This is a genomic window from Streptomyces sp. NPDC058741 (assembly GCF_042746715.1).
Classification (GTDB): Bacteria; Actinomycetota; Actinomycetes; order Streptomycetales; family Streptomycetaceae; genus Streptomyces.
Map to the genome: position 1 here is coordinate 117,111 of NZ_JBHYQH010000018.1, position 15,609 is coordinate 132,719.

Below are 15,609 nucleotides of genomic sequence, written 5' to 3' on the forward strand. Positions count from 1 at the left end.
GGCGAGCGGTGCCTCGCAGTCAGTGGTCCCCCGTAGGATGGGCGTCATGGCCAAGACCAGTACGACGACCCAGGGGCTGCGTGCGGCGATCGAGCGCAGCGGCTACTACCCGGCCCTCGTGGCCGAGGCGGTGGAGGCCGCCGTGGGCGGCGACCCCATCCGGTCGTACCTGGTTCACCAGGAGACCACGTTCGACCAGAACGAGGTGCGCCGGCACGTCACCGTGCTCGTCCTCACGGACCACCGCTTCATCGTCAGCCACACCGACGAGCAGGCCGCCGACAGCACCTCCCCGAGCCCGTACGCCACGACGTCGACGGAGTCCGTGAAGATCGGCCGCATCTCGTCGATCGTGGTCAGCCGCGTGGTCGCCAACCCGGAGTCGTACAAGCCGGGCACCCTGCCCCGCGAGGTGGTGCTCACCATCGGCTGGGGCGCCGTCTCCCGCATCGACCTGGAGCCTGCCGCCTGCGGCGACCCCAACTGCGAGGCGGACCACGGCTACACCGGCAACTCGACGGCGGACGACCTCAGCCTGCGCGTCAGCGAGGCCGGGGACGGACCGGAGACCGTGCGCGAGGCCCTCGCCTTCGCGCAGGCCCTCTCCGAGGCGACCGCGGACAGCGCCCGCTGATGGCACAGCCGCACACGGCCTGGGACCACCACCCCGAACCGCTCGCCGTCGCCTCGGCGCCGGCCCCCGAGTACGGCAGTGGCTCCCTCGCCGACCTGCTGCCCACCCTGACCGCCGGCCAGGGCGTCCCCGGCATGAGCGCCGCGATCACCGAGCTGACCCCCGCCGACCGGAACTGCGTGTTCCTGATCGACGGCCTCGGCTGGGAGCAGCTCAAGGCGCACCCCGAGGACGCCCCGTTCATGACGTCCCTGCTCGCCACCTCGCGCGGCGGCACCGGACGCCCGCTCACCGCCGGCTACCCGGCGACCACGGCGACCTCCCTCGCCTCCGTCGGCACCGGCCTGCCGCCCGGCGCGCACGGCCTGCCCGGCTACACGGTGCGCAACCCCGACACCGGCGAGCTGATGAACCAGCTGCGCTGGCATCCGTGGACCCCGCCCGGCCCCTGGCAGCCCTACCCCACCGTCTTCCAGCTGGCCCACCAGGCGGGTGTGCACGCCGCGCAGGTGTCGTCCCCGACCTTCGAGAACACCCCGCTCACCAAGGTCGCGCTCAGTGGCGGAACGTTCCTGGGACGGCTCCCCGGCGAGGACCGCGTCGACCTGGCCGCCGAGCAACTGGCCGCCGGCGACCGCTCCCTGGTCTACACGTACTTCGCCGAGGTCGACGGCGCCGGCCACCGCTTCGGCGTCGACTCCGACGCCTGGCGCGGCCAGCTCATGTACGCCGACCGCCTGGTCCAGCGCCTCGCCGAGCAACTGCCCCCGCGCAGCGCCCTCTACGTCACCGCCGACCACGGCATGATCGACGTGCCCTTCGACGAGGAGCACCGCATCGACTTCGACGAGGACTGGGAGCTCAGCGCCGGAGTCGCCCTGCTCGGCGGCGAGGGCCGCGCCCGGCACGTCTACGCGGTGCCCGGCGCCGCGAACGACGTCCTGACCTGCTGGCGCGAGGTGCTCGGCGAGCAGTTCTGGGTCGCCTCACGCGAGGAGGCCATCGCGGCGGGCTGGTTCGGCCCGCGGATCGACGAGCGGGTCCACGGCCGGATCGGCGACGTGGTCGCCGCCGCGCGCGACGACGTCCTGCTCATCGCCTCCCAGCGGGAGCCCAAGGAGTCGGCGATGGTCGGCAACCACGGTTCGATGACCCCCGCCGAGCAGCTCGTCCCCCTGCTCGAAGTACGCTCCTGAAGCCCTCGATCCGACCGCCCCCCCCACCACCGAGAGGTGTTCCCTCGACATGCCCGAGCTGGTGTTCTTCTCCGGAACGATGGACTGCGGGAAGTCGACGCTGGCTCTCCAGATCGAGCACAACCGCTCGGCGCGCGGGCTGGTCGGCATGATCTTCACCCGCAACGACCGGGCCGGGCAGGGCAAACTGTCCTCCCGCCTCGGCCTGGTCACGGACGCGGTGGAGGTCGGCGGCGGCGCGGACCTGTACGCCCACCTCGTCGACCACCTCTCGCAGGGCGGCCGCGCGGACTACGTGATCGCCGACGAGGCCCAGTTCCTCGCGCCCGAGCAGATCGACCAACTCGCCCGCGTCGTCGACGACCTGAGCCTGGACGTCTACGCGTTCGGTATCACGACCGACTTCCGCTCCAAGCTGTTCCCGGGCTCCCAGCGGCTGGTGGAGCTGGCCGACCGGGTCGAGGTGCTCCAGGTCGAGGCGCTGTGCTGGTGCGGAGCCCGCGCGACGCACAACGCCCGCACGGTCGGCGGGGTCATGGTCGTCGAGGGCGCCCAGGTGGTGGTCGGCGACGTCACCGACTCCGCGGACGAGGTCGGCTACGAGGTGCTGTGCCGCCGCCACCACCGCCGCCGGATGACGGCGGCGTCGGCGCGGGCGGCGGCGCTGTCGCCGGACGTGCTGCCGGTCACCCGGTGACGGCCGGCCCCGGCGCCCCCGACTCCCGGGCCGGCCCTAGGCCGACGCCAGTGCTTTCGTCGGGGACAGCCGGGAAGCGCGGACGGACGGGTAGACACCGGCCACCACGCCGACCACGGCCGCACCGAGGCAGCCGCCGGCCACCGAGAGCGGCGAGATCACCGATGGCCAGCCCTGGTAGGCCGCGTAGCCGACGGTGACGAGGACACCCAGCACGGTTCCCGCGGCGCCGCCCAGCACCGCCAGCGCCACGGACTCGGTGAGGAACTGGACCCGGATCTGGCCCCGGGTCGCGCCCAGGGCCCGGCGCAGCCCGATCTCCCTGCGGCGCTCCAGCACCGAGATCACCATGGTGTTGGCGACCCCGATCCCGCCGACCAGCAGGGCGACTCCGGCGAGCCCCAGGAAGAGCGACGAGAAGGTGTTCTGGGTGGCGCGCTTCGCGGCCAGGGCGTCCGAGGGACGGCTGACCTGGACCTGACCGGGCTGATCGGGGAACACGGTGGCGGGCAGCACGTCCCGCACCTCCTCGATGGCCTCCTCCCGTGCCTTGATGTAGATCACCGTGGGTTTGCCGTCGAACCGCAGGGTCTCCCGGGCAGCGTGCCATCCGGTCAGTACGGCATGGTCGAGGTCGTCGGCCAGGGGGACGGCGCGCAGCACGCCGATCACGGTGAACCACGACGTGCCGATCCGGATCTGCGGGGGCGGGTCGCCGGCGTGGATCTCGCCGATGCCGAGCCGGGTCGCGGCCTGAACACCCAGGACGGCGGTGGGAAACCGTTCGTCGGCACGGCTGAAGTACCGGCCCGACGACACCGATCCGCCCACCACGTCCAGCAGATCGCGCCGGGCCGCGAGAACGGACAGGCCCGCGCCGGAGAAGTCGTTCTCGTCGATCAGGTCGGAACGCCGGACCTGCGCATGCGTGTTGGCCACCGCACTCACCCGGGTGACCGGGCCGATACGCCGCACCATGTCGACCGACTCCTCCGGCAGGGGTACGGGCTTGCTCTGCACCGACACGGACTGCGCCCGCAGCATGTTGGAGCCGAGCGCGGACATCTCGTCCATCAGCGCCCGGTGGCTGGAGGCGGGTATGCCCGTCACCACGACCATCGTGGCGATGCCGATCGAGATCCCGAGCGCCGACAGGGCGGCCCGGAGCTTGCGGGTGCGCAGCCCGAGGAGCCCGAGCCCGAGGAGGTCCGACGGAGCCAGGCGCACCGGCTTGGTCCCGCGGCCGCCGCCGGGGCGGGAGGTCCCGGGAGCCGGTGTCCGGCGCAGAGCGCCGTGTGCCCTTCGCGGCGTCCGGCGGGGTGGGGCGTCAGGAGCGGTCATGGCGAACTCTCGGTCAGTGCGGTGTCTTCGACGAGGCGGCCGTCGCGCATCCGGATCCGCCGGGGCAACTGGGCGGCGATGTCGCGGTCATGGGTGATGACCGCGATCGTGGTGCCTTCCTCGTGGAGCGTTCTCAGCAGCGCCAGCGCGGCGGCGCCGTTGGCCGTGTCGAGTGCTCCGGTCGGTTCGTCGGCCAGGACCAGGGCGGGTTCGTTGACCAGCGCCCGGGCGATCGCGACGCGCTGGCGCTCCCCTCCGGACAACTGCTGGGGCAGGTGGCCGGCGCGGTGCGCCAGTCCCACCCGGGCCAGGGCCTCCTCGGCCAGCCGGTGCCGATGGCGTCTGCGCACTCCGGCGTAGAGCAGGCCGCTGGCGACGTTCTCCGCCGCGGTCAGACCGTCCGTCAGGTGGAACTGCTGGAAGACGAAGCCGAGTCGCCGGCCGCGCAGGGCGGAGAGTTGCCGGTCGGGGAGATCCGCCACGTTCTGCCCTTCGACGATCACATCGCCGCTGGTGGGCCGGTCCAGAGTGCCCATGATGTTGAGGAGGGTGGACTTGCCGGAGCCGGAAGGGCCGACGATGGCCAGCAGTTCGCCGCGCCCGACCGACAGCGAGACCCGGTCGAGGGCCCGGACACCGCCGGGATAGGTCATGGTCGCCTCACGCACGGTGATGACGTCGGTCATGCCGTGGCCTCCACCTTCATGCCCTCCCTGACACCCTCGCCGCTGATCTCGACCAGCCCCTCGGCGAACATGCCCGTCTCGACGGGGACGAGGTCGCCCCCGGCGACGCGGAGGGCGTAACCGCCCTCGCGCAGGGCGAGCAGCGCACCGACGGGCACCGCGAGCACGTCGTTTCGGGACTCGGCCTCGAACTGCGTCTCGACCGGTGCGGAGTCGAGGTCCTTCACGGCTTCCGGGGCGTCGAGCGAGACCGTGACGTTGATCTTGGAGCGTCCCGGCTGGTCCGCACCGTCCTGGCCGCCACGGATGACGCTGCTGATCGCGGAGACCCGGCCCGTGGTCTCGGACCGGTCGGGGAGTACCACGGTGACCCGCTGCTTCCTCTTGATGGACCCGATGTCGAGGGCCTCCACCGGCACGGTCACGGACTTGGTCGTGGAGGTGACCGTCATCAGCTCAGCCGCCTCGTCCCCGGGCTGGACGAGGATCTCGCTGACCCGCACGGCGGTCTGCGTCACCACCACGTCGGAGACGTCGAGGACGCCGGTCGGCTGCATGCCCACCGTCGGCTGCCAGCGCCGGACGGCGGCCATCAGCGAGGACGTGAGCACGCCGTCGCCCTCCTTGACCGTCACCGGCGGGGGAGCCGCCGCCTGTGGGTCCCCCGCCGGTGCCCCGGAGGACGAGGAGTCCGAGGGCGGGGTGCCGCTCTCCTCGGTCGGCGGGGGCTGCGAGCCCGACGCCTCCCCCCGCTCCTCATCCGGACGGTCCGCCCCGGACGCGTCGGGGGCCGCAGGGCGCGACGGCTGGATCCGCGTGCCCGGTGGCGGCTGGCGTCCGATGTCGTACCCGAGCGCCCTGAGGTTGTCGGCGACGACCCGGACGTCCCGGCCGGTGAGGCCGACCGCGTCGAGTCTGCGGTACAGGGGGGTGATGCCGTGGAAGACCACGGTGGGACGCTCGTCGACCCGGTACAGCGGTCGACCGCGCTCGACCGTCGTCCCCTGTTTCGCCAACCAGGTGACGCGTCCCTGTCCTGGGCCGCGGAGGGTGCGCGGGGAGGTGTAGCCGAGCGTGCCCTTGATCTCTCTGGTGCCCGACAGATCGGTCCTGGTGACGGCGACCGTCCTGATCTCGGGACCGCTGTCGGCCGCCGGGGCGCCGGTGTCGTCGCGGGCCCACAGCAGCCCGGCGCCGACCCCGAGCGTGAGGAGCACGGCGGTCGCGGTGACGACGCCGCGACGCGTGAACCTGCTGGAGTGCCGCGCGGGCCGCCGGGGGTCCGGCTCGGGTCCGGGTCCGTCGGCGACCTTACGCAGCATCACGGTGTCCGCGGGGTCGCGTTCACTGCTCACTGAAGGCCTCGATCCGGCACTCGCTGTCGATCTGATCGGCGTTGTCCGGTATGCTCCCGCCCTCCTTGTAATTCCAGCCGCTGCCGTCGGGGAGCGGATCGACCTCCAAGCCCCTGCGGTTATCGCATTCGATCCACTCGCGGTAGTCCGTCATGTAGTTCGGGTTCTTCTTCGGGTCGGTTTCCGAAGGCTGCAACGGCCTCTTGGAGAGGCATTTCTTTTCCGCGGCGGGGTGCTCCTCGGCCACGTTCACGCCCGGGAACCACAAGGAATTCGGATCGATGTCCTCACCGCCTTTGCCGCCCGAGCGCGGGATGTCCACGCCCTGGTCCTTGAGGCAGCGGAGGTAGCCCTGGTACATCCGGACCTCCTCCTCGATCGTGGTGTCCAGCCGGAGTTGGGGACGCCCGGCCTCGGCCGCGGCGGCCGCCGAGGATCCGCTCCCGCCCGGCTTTCCGGAGCCCGCGGAGGCCACGGAGGCCACTTCGGGGTCCCGGCCGCCGCTGCCGTCGGAACAGCCGGAGATCAGGGCGAACGCGGCCCCGGCGACGGCGAGCACCAGGGCGCCGCGACGGGAGCGCCGTGCGCGGAAACCGGAACGACGACGAGTCGATGCGTTTCTCATGCGGTGACTGTGGCAGACGATTGTCAGGAAGGTGTGAGAGGGCGCCGACAGGCCGGAATCCGGCTGCCGTGGCCCGCAATAACATGGAATTGTCAGGAAGTTGTGAGGAAGGGAAAGAGGGCTGGGCCGGCCTCTCGGTGAGCGTTTCCGGTCTAGCATCGGAACCATGAGTGCGAACGTTCTGGTGGCCGAGGACGACGAGAAACAGGCCGAACTGATCCGGCGTTACCTCGTTCACGAAGGTCATGCCGTCACCGTGGTGCACGACGGCCGGACGGTCCTGGACGAGGTCGCCCGGCGGCCGCCGGACCTGATCGTGCTCGACTGGATGCTGCCGCGTCTGGACGGACTGGAGGTGTGCCGCCGGATACGGGCCGCGGGAAATCTGCCCGTGCTGATGCTCACGGCCCGGTCCACCGAGGAGGATGTGCTCCTCGGCCTGAATCTGGGCGCGGACGACTACATGTCCAAGCCCTACCGGCCGCGTGAGCTGGTGGCGAGGGTCCGCACCCTGCTACGGCGCACCCAGCACGCGGATCAGCCGGTTCCGGAGACCCGGCAGGTCCTGGAGGTCGGGCCGCTCACCCTGGATCCGGCCGGCCACGAGGTCTTCTGCCACGGCCGTCCGATCCGTTGCACCCCGGGCGAGTTCCGCATCCTCAGCACCATGGCGGCCTCGCCCGGCCGGGTCTTCACCAGGGCTCAGCTGCTGGAGTGCACCACGGGCCACGACCGGATCATCACGGAACGCGCCGTCGACGTGCACATCATGAACCTGCGGAAGAAGATCGAGATCTCTCCGCGCGACCCCGCGCTCCTGCTGACCGTCCACGGGATCGGGTACAAGCTGACGAGCGGCCGCCGTGGCGACTGAAGTCCCCCTGCGCAACAGCCTGCTGCTGCGGCTGCTGCTGACGTCCCTCGTGATCTCCCTGCTGTCCATCGGGGCGACCGCATGGCTCACGGTGCGCGGTACGAGCCTGGCCATCGAGCAGGAGCGCGGTCAGGTGCTCGCGGACGACGCCGCCATCCAGGACACGCTCACGGGCTTCGCGGCGTCGCACCGTGGCTGGGAGGGCGTGGAACGCACCGTGCGGCAGCTGGCCGAGCGGACCGGCCGCGGTATCGTCCTGACCACGCGGACCCGCCGGCCGATCACCGCGTCCGACCGGGAACGCACCGGTGACCTGCCCGTCAACGCCTCGGCGCTCATCGACCCGTTGCACGTCACGGCCCACCCGGGACAGGGCGTCGACCCCGAGCAGCAGAGCTCCCGCATCGACCCCCGTGCCGTCGGCCCCTACCGCCTCCCCGCCGACGAGCGGGCGGAACTGCGCCGGCTCGCCCGCGCCGAGGTCGAGTGCCTGGCCGACAGGCTGGGGCGTCCGGCGTACATCGTCGAGGGATTCAGCGGCCGGCCCGAGGTCCGGCTCTCCCCGACGGAGACCGAGGCCGCTCCCCTGTGCCTCTCCAAGCAACTGGCGGCCCCCACCAGGACGGAGACCGCCGCACTCGCGGAACTCGAACGGCTCGTCCGGCGCTGCGCGGAGCGCCACCACGTGCCCGCGCCCGAGTCCGTACGGATCGACGTGCGGCTGCGGCCGGAGTACCAGGGTTCCGAGGCGGAGCACACGATCGTCGACGAATGCGTCGAGGAGGGGCGGCGCGAACAGCTCACCGGGCACGTCGCCCCGGCGGCACTGCTGTTCGTCACCGACTCCTCCAGAGCGGCCGTCCGCGTGTTCGACCTGTCCCCGTCCGGAACCCTCCGGATCGTCGGCACCACCGCCCTGGTGCTCGCCGTGACCATCGCGTTGACCACGGTCATCGCCGTCCGCCTGGTACGTCCGCTGCGGGCGCTGGCCGACGCCGCCCGCGCCCCGGACGGGCAGCACATCCGCATTCCGGTCACCACCAAGGACGAGACCGGCTGTCTGGCCGCCGCCCTCAACGACCTCTCGGAACGCCGCGAACGCACCGAGGAGCAGCGCAGGGCCATGGTCAGCGACATCGCCCACGAGCTGCGGACCCCGCTCACCAACATCCGTGGCTGGCTGGACGCGGCACAGGACGGGATCGCCGAACCCGACTCCGCCCTCCTCGCCTCGCTGCAGGAGGAGGCCCACCTGCTCCAGCACATCATCGACGACCTTCAGATGCTCGCCGCCGCCGACGCCGGGACGCTGCACCTCAGCCCGCGCGAGGTGCGCCTGGAGGACCTGATCGGGCAGTCAGCCGCCGCGCACCGGCCGGGAGCGAAGGCCAAGAAGGTCGAGCTGATCGTGCACGCCGCCGGCGATCTGTCGGTCCACGCCGATCCGGTGCGGTTGCGCCAGGTGATCGGCAACCTCCTGTCCAACGCGATACGCCACACCCCTCCCGGCGGCCGGGTCGTCCTCGAAGCCCACCGTGTGCCGTCCGGTGTCGAGCTCCGGGTGACCGACACCGGCTCCGGCATCCCCCCGGACGATCTGCGGCGTGTGTTCGACCGCTTCTGGCGGGGGGACACGTCCCGCAGCAGGAAGACCGGAGGCAGCGGCCTGGGACTGTCCATCGTCAGACAGCTCGTGCGGGCCCACGGCGGAGAGGTCTTCGTGACGAGCCGCCCGGGCATCGAGACGGTCTTCACCGTCCGCGTGCCCCGCGGGACCTCTCCCGGGCGCCGGCCGTAGCGCCATGGCGAGCGGTGGGACGTCCGGGCCGCACGACGGTCACGCGCGGTGTGCCTTCGGCCGATGCGGGCGGCAGCGCCGCCGACCAGGACCAGTCGGCCACCCGCGCGCAGCGTCACCGTGAGCTCGCCGGGGCGGCCGGTCCGGGCCCGGTCACCGCGCTCGCTCCACCAGCGCGAACTGCGCCCCCTCCGGGTCCGTCACCGTCGCCACACGCCCGTGCGCCGAGTCGTGGGCCGGCCTGAGGACCTGCCCGCCGAGGTGGGTCAGATGGTCCAGGGCGTCGCCGAGGTCGGATACCAGGAAGTACGTCACCCAGTGCGCGCCCCGGTCGCGGGGGAGGCACCCGCCCAGGCCGTGGATGCCGGCCACGGGACGCCCGTCCAGCCGCAGCGTCACGTAGTCGAGGTCGGCGGAGACCACCGGCTCCTCCTCGTGGCCGAAAACGGTCCGGTAGAACTTGGCGACGCTCGCCGACTCGTACGTCAGCAGCTCGTTCCAGGCGGGGGTGCCGGCGGCGTCCGAGACGGCCGTTCTTAGGTGCGCGGCGCTCTGCCAGATGCCGAAGACGGCGCCGGAGGGGTCGGAGCCGATCGCCAGCCGGCCGGCGTCGGCTGCGTCCAGCGGGCCCACGCCGATCGTGCCGCCGCAGCCGCGCACCGACTCGGCGGTCAGATCGGCGTCCTCCGAGGCGAAGTAGGGCGTCCACCCGATGGGCAGATGGCGTCCGGGCGGCAACTGACCGATGCCCGCCACCTCCTGACCGTCGAGCAGCGCGCGCACAGAGGGGCCGAGCTGCTGGGCTCCGGGCCGGAACTCCCAGCCGAACAGCGCCCCGTAGAACTCCTCGGTCACGGCCAGGCCGTGCACCATCAGGCTCACCCAGCAGGGTGTGCCGGGCGCGTGCCGAGCGGGTCCGCCGCCGTTCGGGCCGGCTGACTCCCGTGCATCGGTCATCGTCACTCTCTTCTCGGCCTCGTGGGGGCCGTGCTCTTCGCAGCCCTTGTGGGGCACGCCCTGGGGGCGGCTGTCGTCGGGGAGGATGCCCGATGTGCGGAGCACTGTCCCCGGCGGCGCGCTTGTCGGCAGGTGTCGTTCAGCTGTACAGCACGTGCTCGATCCGGTACTTAGTGTGATCGACCCGGTCCGGCGGAGCAGAGTAGCCGGACATCGCCGGCTCGGCCACCCGGTGCGCGAGGATGGAGGCCATGAACGCCATCATCTCCGCTTCCGACCTCGCGACCGGTCTGACGGGCCCTCGCCCCCCGGTCCTGCTCGACGTCCGCTGGCAGCTCACCGCGGCCAAGGCGGCCGGTGAGGAGCCGTTCCACGGCCGGGCCGCGTACGAGGCAGGACATCTGCCGGGAGCCGTTTTCGTCGACCTGGACAGGGAGTTGGCCTCCGCGCCGGGTGCGGGCGGCCGGCATCCGCTGCCGGATCTCGGGGTGTTCGGCGCCGCGATGCGCCGTGCGGGCGTGTCGTCCGGGACACCGGTGGTCGTCTACGACGGCGGACAGGGCTGGGCGGCCGCCCGGGCGTGGTGGCTGCTGCGCTGGACCGGTCACCCGGACGTGCGGGTCCTCGACGGCGGGTTGCCGTCCTGGGAGGGCCCGTTGGAGACGACGGTGCCGACGCCCCAGGAGGGTGACTTCATGCCGGAGCCGGGCGCGGCGGGGCTGCTCGACGCGGACGCCGCCGCGGTGCTGGCGCGCTCCGGGGTGCTGCTCGACGCGCGGGCGGGGGAGCGGTACCGGGGCGACGTGGAGCCGATCGACCCGGTGGCCGGGCACATCCCGGGCGCGGTCTCGGCGCCCACCGCGGACAACGTGGGAGCGGACGGTCGCCTGCTGCCCGCGGAGAAGCTCCGGCAGCGTTTCAAGAGGCTCGGCGTCTCGGAGAGTTCACGCGTGGGCGTGTACTGCGGCTCGGGTGTCTCCGCGGCCCACCAGGTCCTGGCGCTCGCGGTCGCGGGTGTTCCGGCGGAGCTGTACGTGGGCTCGTGGTCGGAGTGGTCCTCGGACCCGGAGCGGCCGGTCGCGGTGGGACCGGATCCCCGGTAGCCGGGCGGCATCGGCCGACGCCCCTACCGCAGCGGCAGACAGCGGGCCGCGCCCCGGAAGGCGCGGCCCGGGCTCGTGCAGCCGGTGCGGCTACTCCTGCTTCTTGCGCCGTGTGCCGAACACGATCTCGTCCCAGCTCGGGACCGCCGCTCTCCGGCCGGGGCGCACCCCGTCGGCCTCGGCCTGGCGGTCGGTGGCTCCGATGAGCCGGTCGCGGTGACTGCCCACGGAGCGCGGCATGAGGACGTCCGCGTAGGCGGAACCGGCCGAGGCCGCGGGAGCCGGCGGCTCCTCCGCCTCGGACTCGGCGACGACGGGCTCCTCCTCCGGCTCGGCCGCCGGCAGTTCCGGGACGACCAGGTCGCCCCGGAAGCTCGGCACCGCCTCGAGCAGGCTGGTGAGGGAGTCACGCTCGCCGGTGCTCTCCTCGAGCGGTTCGGACGCCTGCACGGGCAGGCCGAGCCGCTCGCGGTCGGCGGTACGGTCCAGCGGTCTGTCACGAGGCAGCCGCGCGATCCGCGGCACGAACGGGAAGCTGGGCTCGGGCGCGGCCAGGTCGTCGGACTCGCCGATCAGGGACCGCGCCTCGTCGTCGACGGCCTGGACGAGCCGCCGGGGCGGGTCGTACGTCCAGCTCGCCGAGTGCGGTTCGCCCGCGACGCGGTAGACGAGCATGACCTCCCACGTGCCGTCGTCGCGACGCCACGAGTCCCACTGCACCGTGTCCTTCTCGGCGCCGCGCAGCAGCAGCCGCTCCTGCACGGCCTCGCCCAGCGGTGGACCGGAGGTCTCGCCGGGGCGGCGGACGGGAGTCTTGCGGGCACGCTCCGCCATGAACGCGCGCTCGGCGAGCACCGGGCCCTCGAAGCGTCGGACGCGGTCGACGGGGATGCCGGCCATTTGCGCGACCTCTTCCGCGGTCGCGCCTGCACGTATGCGGGCCTGGATGTCGCGGGGGCGGAGGTGGCTCTCCACCTCGATCTCGATCTGGCCGAGGCGGGGACGGTCGCCGCGCACGGCGGCGCGGAGCCGTTCGTCGATCGGAAGCGTGTACTCCGTGCTGTCCGCAGCCTTCAGCACCAGCCGTGTGCCGTCATTCGAGACGGCCACGACACGCAGTTCGGGCATGGGGACCTCCCGGGTGGTGCCTGCCGACGTCACGTGCGTCGCTGCTTCCGCTAGTCGAGTGTGGCCTGCCCGGGTGCAGCCTGCCACAACCTTGCCGAGTTGCCCGGCGTGTCGGGCGCTGGCCCTGGATCGCCGTTATGGCACGGTAACCTATTTCGCAACGCTAAGTGACGAAAGCTGTCACTCTGCGCAACTAGCTCCCTCCCGGCGGTCCTTGACGGACCCGGGCACCCTGACGGGAGACCGGACCCAGGGCTCGTCACAGTACTCCATTTGGGCCACGTGCGTGGATTGGCACGCCGCCCGACTTTCGACAAGAGGTGGGACCTGGCCGTCGTGTGCCCGGATTTCTCGATCTTGAACGTGGGGAACTTCACCTCGTGACCCGAGGCGGGATGACGGGTTCCGGTACGGCGCCTACCCCCCCAGGACCCGCCGCAGGTAGTCGTTCTGGAACCGCCGGTCGGGGTCGAGACGGTCCCGCAGCGCCGTGAACTCCCCGAAGCGCGGATACACCCGGGAGAGGTACTCGGCGTCCCTGGCGTGCAGCTTGCCCCAGTGCGGGCGGCCCTCGTGGGCGACGAAGATGCGTTCGGCGGCGGTGAAGTACCGCTGGTAGGGCGTGCCCCGGAACATGTGGACGGCGATGTACGCGCTGTCCCTGCCCGACGCGGTGGACAGGGTGATGTCGTCGGCCGGCGCGGTGCGCACCTCGACGGGAAAGCTGACCCTGAGCCCGGAGCGGTCCACCATCGCCTTCAGCTCGCGCAGCGCGTCGGTGACGGCCGTGCGCGGAACCGCGAACTCCATCTCCACGAACCGCACCCGGCGCGGGGACGTGAAGACCTTGTACGGGATGTCCGTGTACGTCCGCGCGGAGAGGGCCTTGCTGGAGACCTGTGCGATGGCCGGGATCGCGGCGGGCGCCGCGCGACCGACCCAGTTGGCCACCTGGAAGACCCCGTTGGAGAGGAACTCGTCCTCGAACCAGCCCCTGAGCTGCGGCACGGGCTTCTCCGGGCCGACGCTGCGATTGTTGCGCTTGGTGTTGGTGTTCCCGGTGTGCGGGAACCAGTAGAACTCGAAGTGCTCGTTCTCGGTATGGAGCTCCTCGAAGTCGGCGAGCACCTTCTCGAAGGGCATCGGCTCCTCGCGCGCCGTGAGCAGGAAGACCGGCTCGATCGCGAAGGTGATCGCGGTGACGATGCCCAGGGCGCCGAGGCCGATGCGGGCGGCCGCGAAGACCTCCGGGTTCTCCTTCTCGGAACAGGTCAGGACGGAGCCGTCGGCGATGACCAGTTCCAGACCCTTGATCTGGGCGGCGATCGACGCGGAGTCGCGGCCGGTTCCATGGGTGCCCGTACTGGTGGCCCCGGAGACGGTCTGCTCCATGATGTCGCCCATGTTCGTGAGCGACAGCCCCTCACGGGCCAGGGCCAGGTTGAGCCTCTTGAGCGGGGTGCCGGCCTCCACCGTGACCGTCATGTTCTCCCGGTCGATGTGGCGTATGCCGGTCAACAGTTGAGGACGGATCAACAGCCCGTCCGTCGTGGCTATGGAGGTGAAGGAGTGCCCTGTGCCGACGGCCTTCACCCTCAGGCCGTCCTCGGCGGCCTGCCGCACGGCGGCGGCCAGCTCGTCGACGGAGGCCGGGGTGACCTCCCGCGCGGGGCGCGCCGAGACGTTGCCGTCCCAGTTACGCCACGTGCCGTTCTTTCCGTTCGCTGCGCTGCTCAACGGAGCCTCCCCGACCCGGTGCCGGTCGCTTGAGCCGGCGGTACCCCAGGAAACCGACCGCGACCGCGACGGCCCCGGACACCACCGGAACCCCGTACCCGGCGCGCGCCCCGGCCGCGTCGATCACCCAGCCGGCCGCGGAGGAGCCGAGCGCGACGCCGACCGCGAGCCCGGTGCTCACCCAGGTCATGCCCTCGGTGAGCTGCGCGCGTGGTACGTGCTCCTCGATCAGGGACATCGTCGTGATCATCGTCGGTGCGATGGACAGCCCCGCAACGAAGAGCGCCACGGCCAGAGACGGCAAGTCTCCGACCAGTAGGAGGGGGATCATACTCACGCCCATGGCGCACACGCCCAGCAGCCACCGGCGTTCCGGTGCCCCGGCGAAGCGCAGCAGCCCGAAGACCATGCCCGCCGCGCAGGAGCCGGCCGCGTACAGCGCGAGGACCACGCTCGCGGCGGCCTTGTGCCCCTGCTCCTCGGCGAACGCCACGGTCACCACGTCGACCGCCCCGAAGAGCGCTCCGGTGGCGACGAACGTGGCCACCAGGACCTGCAGCCCCGGCGCGCGCAGCGCGCTGCCGCCGCCCCTGCGCTCGCGCGGGTGCGGCTCCGGCTCGGTGGCGCGCTGCGCGGTCAGCCAGAAGACGCCGACGGCCAGGAAGCAGGCGGCGAGCAGCGGGCCGGCCTCCGGGAACCAGGCCGTGGACAGGCCGATCGAGATGATCGGCCCGAAGATGAAGCACACCTCGTCGACCACGGACTCGAAGGAGTACGCGGTGTGCAGCTGCGGCGTGCCCCGGTACAGCACCGCCCAGCGGGCCCGGATCATCGCGCCGACGCTCGGTACGCAGCCGATGCCGACGCACGCCGCGTACAGCACCCAGTCCGGCCACCCGTAGTGCGCCGCCAGCAGCAGGACGGCCGCGGCGGCCAGCGAGATCAGCGTCGCCGGGCGCAGTACGCGCCGCTGCCCGTACCGGTCGACCAGCCGGGAGACCTGCGGCCCGGCCACCGCGGCGGACAGCGCGATGGTCGCCGACAGCGCACCCGCCAGCCCGTACCGGCCGGTCAGCTGGGAGACCATCGTGACCACGCCGATGCCCATCATCGACAGCGGCATCCGGCCGAGGAAGCCCGCGGCGGAGAAACCCCTGGTGCCGGGCGCGGCGAACAGGGCGCGGTAAGGGCTGGGCAACGAAGGCTCCGAAAATGACTCAGTAAGCTGCGAACGCAGTCGGGACAGCTTACGTCTCCCACCGTCCCCGTGCACCGTCCGGGTCCCTCGGAGCCCGGCGCCCGCGCCCGTGTCCCCCCGCCGTTTCCCCGCTGTCAGTGCAGGGTGGCAGGATCGGAGTCATGCCAGACGCGCGCGATGTGAGCCCCTACGACGCCCTGCTCCTGCTCTCCTTCGGCGGCCCGGAGGGCCCGGACGACGTGGTCCCGTTCCTGGAGAACGTGACGCGCGGGCGCGGCAT

Annotated in this window: 14 protein-coding genes and 1 pseudogene; 7 read left to right on the forward strand and 8 right to left on the reverse strand. The window is 72.1% G+C overall.

All coding sequences use genetic code 11. The features are described from left to right. Nucleotides 1–46: 46 nt before the first annotated feature. Genes ACFW6P_RS17155 through ACFW6P_RS17165 form a run of 3 tightly spaced genes read left to right on the forward strand, consistent with a single transcriptional unit; the run spans nt 47 to nt 2,527 of the window. Nucleotides 47–634, forward strand: coding sequence for a DUF5998 family protein (locus ACFW6P_RS17155; protein WP_386352935.1), 588 nt, complete (start codon nt 47–49; stop codon nt 632–634). Then, complete coding sequence (locus ACFW6P_RS17160) at nt 634–1,830, forward strand: alkaline phosphatase family protein (RefSeq protein WP_386352937.1); 1,197 nt, start codon at nt 634–636, stop codon at nt 1,828–1,830. Before ACFW6P_RS17155 ends, ACFW6P_RS17160 begins: the two co-directional genes overlap by 1 nt. 49 nt (nt 1,831–1,879) lie before the next feature. Continuing rightward, entirely contained in the window at nt 1,880–2,527 is a 648-nt protein-coding gene (locus ACFW6P_RS17165) for a thymidine kinase (RefSeq protein WP_386352940.1), read from the forward strand. A gap of 36 nt (nt 2,528–2,563) precedes the next feature. Here the strand turns inward: ACFW6P_RS17165 and ACFW6P_RS17170 are convergent, their stop codons facing one another. From ACFW6P_RS17170 to ACFW6P_RS17185, 4 genes are read right to left on the reverse strand one after another with little or no spacing between them, the layout of a single operon-like run. Continuing rightward, nucleotides 2,564–3,868 (reverse strand): ABC transporter permease, encoded by a 1,305-nt coding sequence (locus tag ACFW6P_RS17170; RefSeq protein ID WP_386352943.1) that lies wholly within the window; start codon nt 3,866–3,868, stop codon nt 2,564–2,566. Beyond that, entirely contained in the window at nt 3,865–4,554 is a 690-nt protein-coding gene (locus ACFW6P_RS17175) for an ABC transporter ATP-binding protein (RefSeq protein WP_386352945.1), read from the reverse strand. Before ACFW6P_RS17175 ends, ACFW6P_RS17170 begins: the two co-directional genes overlap by 4 nt. Beyond that, complete coding sequence (locus ACFW6P_RS17180; RefSeq protein WP_386424049.1) at nt 4,551–5,909, reverse strand: peptidoglycan-binding protein; 1,359 nt, start codon at nt 5,907–5,909, stop codon at nt 4,551–4,553. The genes ACFW6P_RS17175 and ACFW6P_RS17180 overlap by 4 nt, the downstream gene beginning before the upstream one ends. Further along, nucleotides 5,899–6,468 (reverse strand): hypothetical protein, encoded by a 570-nt coding sequence (locus ACFW6P_RS17185; RefSeq protein ID WP_386352951.1) that lies wholly within the window; start codon nt 6,466–6,468, stop codon nt 5,899–5,901. Before ACFW6P_RS17185 ends, ACFW6P_RS17180 begins: the two co-directional genes overlap by 11 nt. 232 nt (nt 6,469–6,700) lie before the next feature. Between ACFW6P_RS17185 and ACFW6P_RS17190 the strand changes: the two genes are divergently transcribed. Next, on the forward strand, nt 6,701–7,408 hold the full coding sequence (locus tag ACFW6P_RS17190; RefSeq protein ID WP_386352954.1) for a response regulator transcription factor: 708 nt from the start codon (nt 6,701–6,703) through the stop codon (nt 7,406–7,408). Beyond that, nucleotides 7,398–9,206: a sensor histidine kinase gene (locus ACFW6P_RS17195; protein WP_386352957.1), complete on the forward strand. Its 1,809-nt coding sequence runs from the start codon at nt 7,398–7,400 to the stop codon at nt 9,204–9,206. Before ACFW6P_RS17190 ends, ACFW6P_RS17195 begins: the two co-directional genes overlap by 11 nt. Before the next feature lie 153 nt (nt 9,207–9,359). Here the strand turns inward: ACFW6P_RS17195 and ACFW6P_RS17200 are convergent, their stop codons facing one another. Continuing rightward, a complete protein-coding gene (locus ACFW6P_RS17200; protein ID WP_386424050.1) occupies nt 9,360–10,163 on the reverse strand; it encodes a VOC family protein in 804 nt (267 codons plus the stop codon). A gap of 251 nt (nt 10,164–10,414) precedes the next feature. Here ACFW6P_RS17200 and ACFW6P_RS17205 point away from each other — a divergent pair, with 251 nt between their 5' ends. After that, nucleotides 10,415–11,266, forward strand: coding sequence for a sulfurtransferase (locus ACFW6P_RS17205; protein ID WP_386352963.1), 852 nt, complete (start codon nt 10,415–10,417; stop codon nt 11,264–11,266). A 90-nt stretch (nt 11,267–11,356) separates the two neighbouring features. Here ACFW6P_RS17205 and sepH read toward each other — a convergent pair whose 3' ends face one another. The 3 genes from sepH to ACFW6P_RS17220 form a co-directional block, all read right to left on the reverse strand. Further along, on the reverse strand, nt 11,357–12,394 hold the full coding sequence (gene sepH, locus ACFW6P_RS17210) for a septation protein SepH (protein WP_386352966.1): 1,038 nt from the start codon (nt 12,392–12,394) through the stop codon (nt 11,357–11,359). Between the two features lie 417 nt (nt 12,395–12,811). Further along, on the reverse strand, nt 12,812–14,131 hold the full coding sequence (locus ACFW6P_RS17215; RefSeq protein ID WP_386424052.1) for a D-arabinono-1,4-lactone oxidase: 1,320 nt from the start codon (nt 14,129–14,131) through the stop codon (nt 12,812–12,814). Beyond that, nucleotides 14,091–15,329, reverse strand: coding sequence for an MFS transporter (locus tag ACFW6P_RS17220; RefSeq protein WP_386352971.1), 1,239 nt, complete (start codon nt 15,327–15,329; stop codon nt 14,091–14,093). The genes ACFW6P_RS17215 and ACFW6P_RS17220 overlap by 41 nt, the downstream gene beginning before the upstream one ends. Nucleotides 15,330–15,490: 161 nt before the next feature. Here ACFW6P_RS17220 and ACFW6P_RS17225 point away from each other — a divergent pair. Beyond that, a pseudogene (locus tag ACFW6P_RS17225) lies at nt 15,491–15,609 on the forward strand (ferrochelatase); the annotation flags it as partial.

What these genes read in the sequence shown, in the direction of transcription:
- ACFW6P_RS17155 (WP_386352935.1), top strand. Translation starts at nt 47, where the DNA reads ATGGCCAAGACCAGTACGACGACCCAGGGGCTGCGTGCGGCGATCGAG.
- ACFW6P_RS17160 (WP_386352937.1), top strand. Translation starts at nt 634, where the DNA reads ATGGCACAGCCGCACACGGCCTGGGACCACCACCCCGAACCGCTCGCC.
- ACFW6P_RS17165 (WP_386352940.1), top strand. Translation starts at nt 1,880, where the DNA reads ATGCCCGAGCTGGTGTTCTTCTCCGGAACGATGGACTGCGGGAAGTCG.
- ACFW6P_RS17170 (WP_386352943.1), bottom strand. Translation starts at nt 3,868, where the DNA reads ATGACCGCTCCTGACGCCCCACCCCGCCGGACGCCGCGAAGGGCACAC.
- ACFW6P_RS17175 (WP_386352945.1), bottom strand. Translation starts at nt 4,554, where the DNA reads ATGACCGACGTCATCACCGTGCGTGAGGCGACCATGACCTATCCCGGC.
- ACFW6P_RS17190 (WP_386352954.1), top strand. Translation starts at nt 6,701, where the DNA reads ATGAGTGCGAACGTTCTGGTGGCCGAGGACGACGAGAAACAGGCCGAA.
- ACFW6P_RS17200 (WP_386424050.1), bottom strand. Translation starts at nt 10,163, where the DNA reads ATGACCGATGCACGGGAGTCAGCCGGCCCGAACGGCGGCGGACCCGCT.
- ACFW6P_RS17205 (WP_386352963.1), top strand. Translation starts at nt 10,415, where the DNA reads ATGAACGCCATCATCTCCGCTTCCGACCTCGCGACCGGTCTGACGGGC.
- sepH (WP_386352966.1), bottom strand. Translation starts at nt 12,394, where the DNA reads ATGCCCGAACTGCGTGTCGTGGCCGTCTCGAATGACGGCACACGGCTG.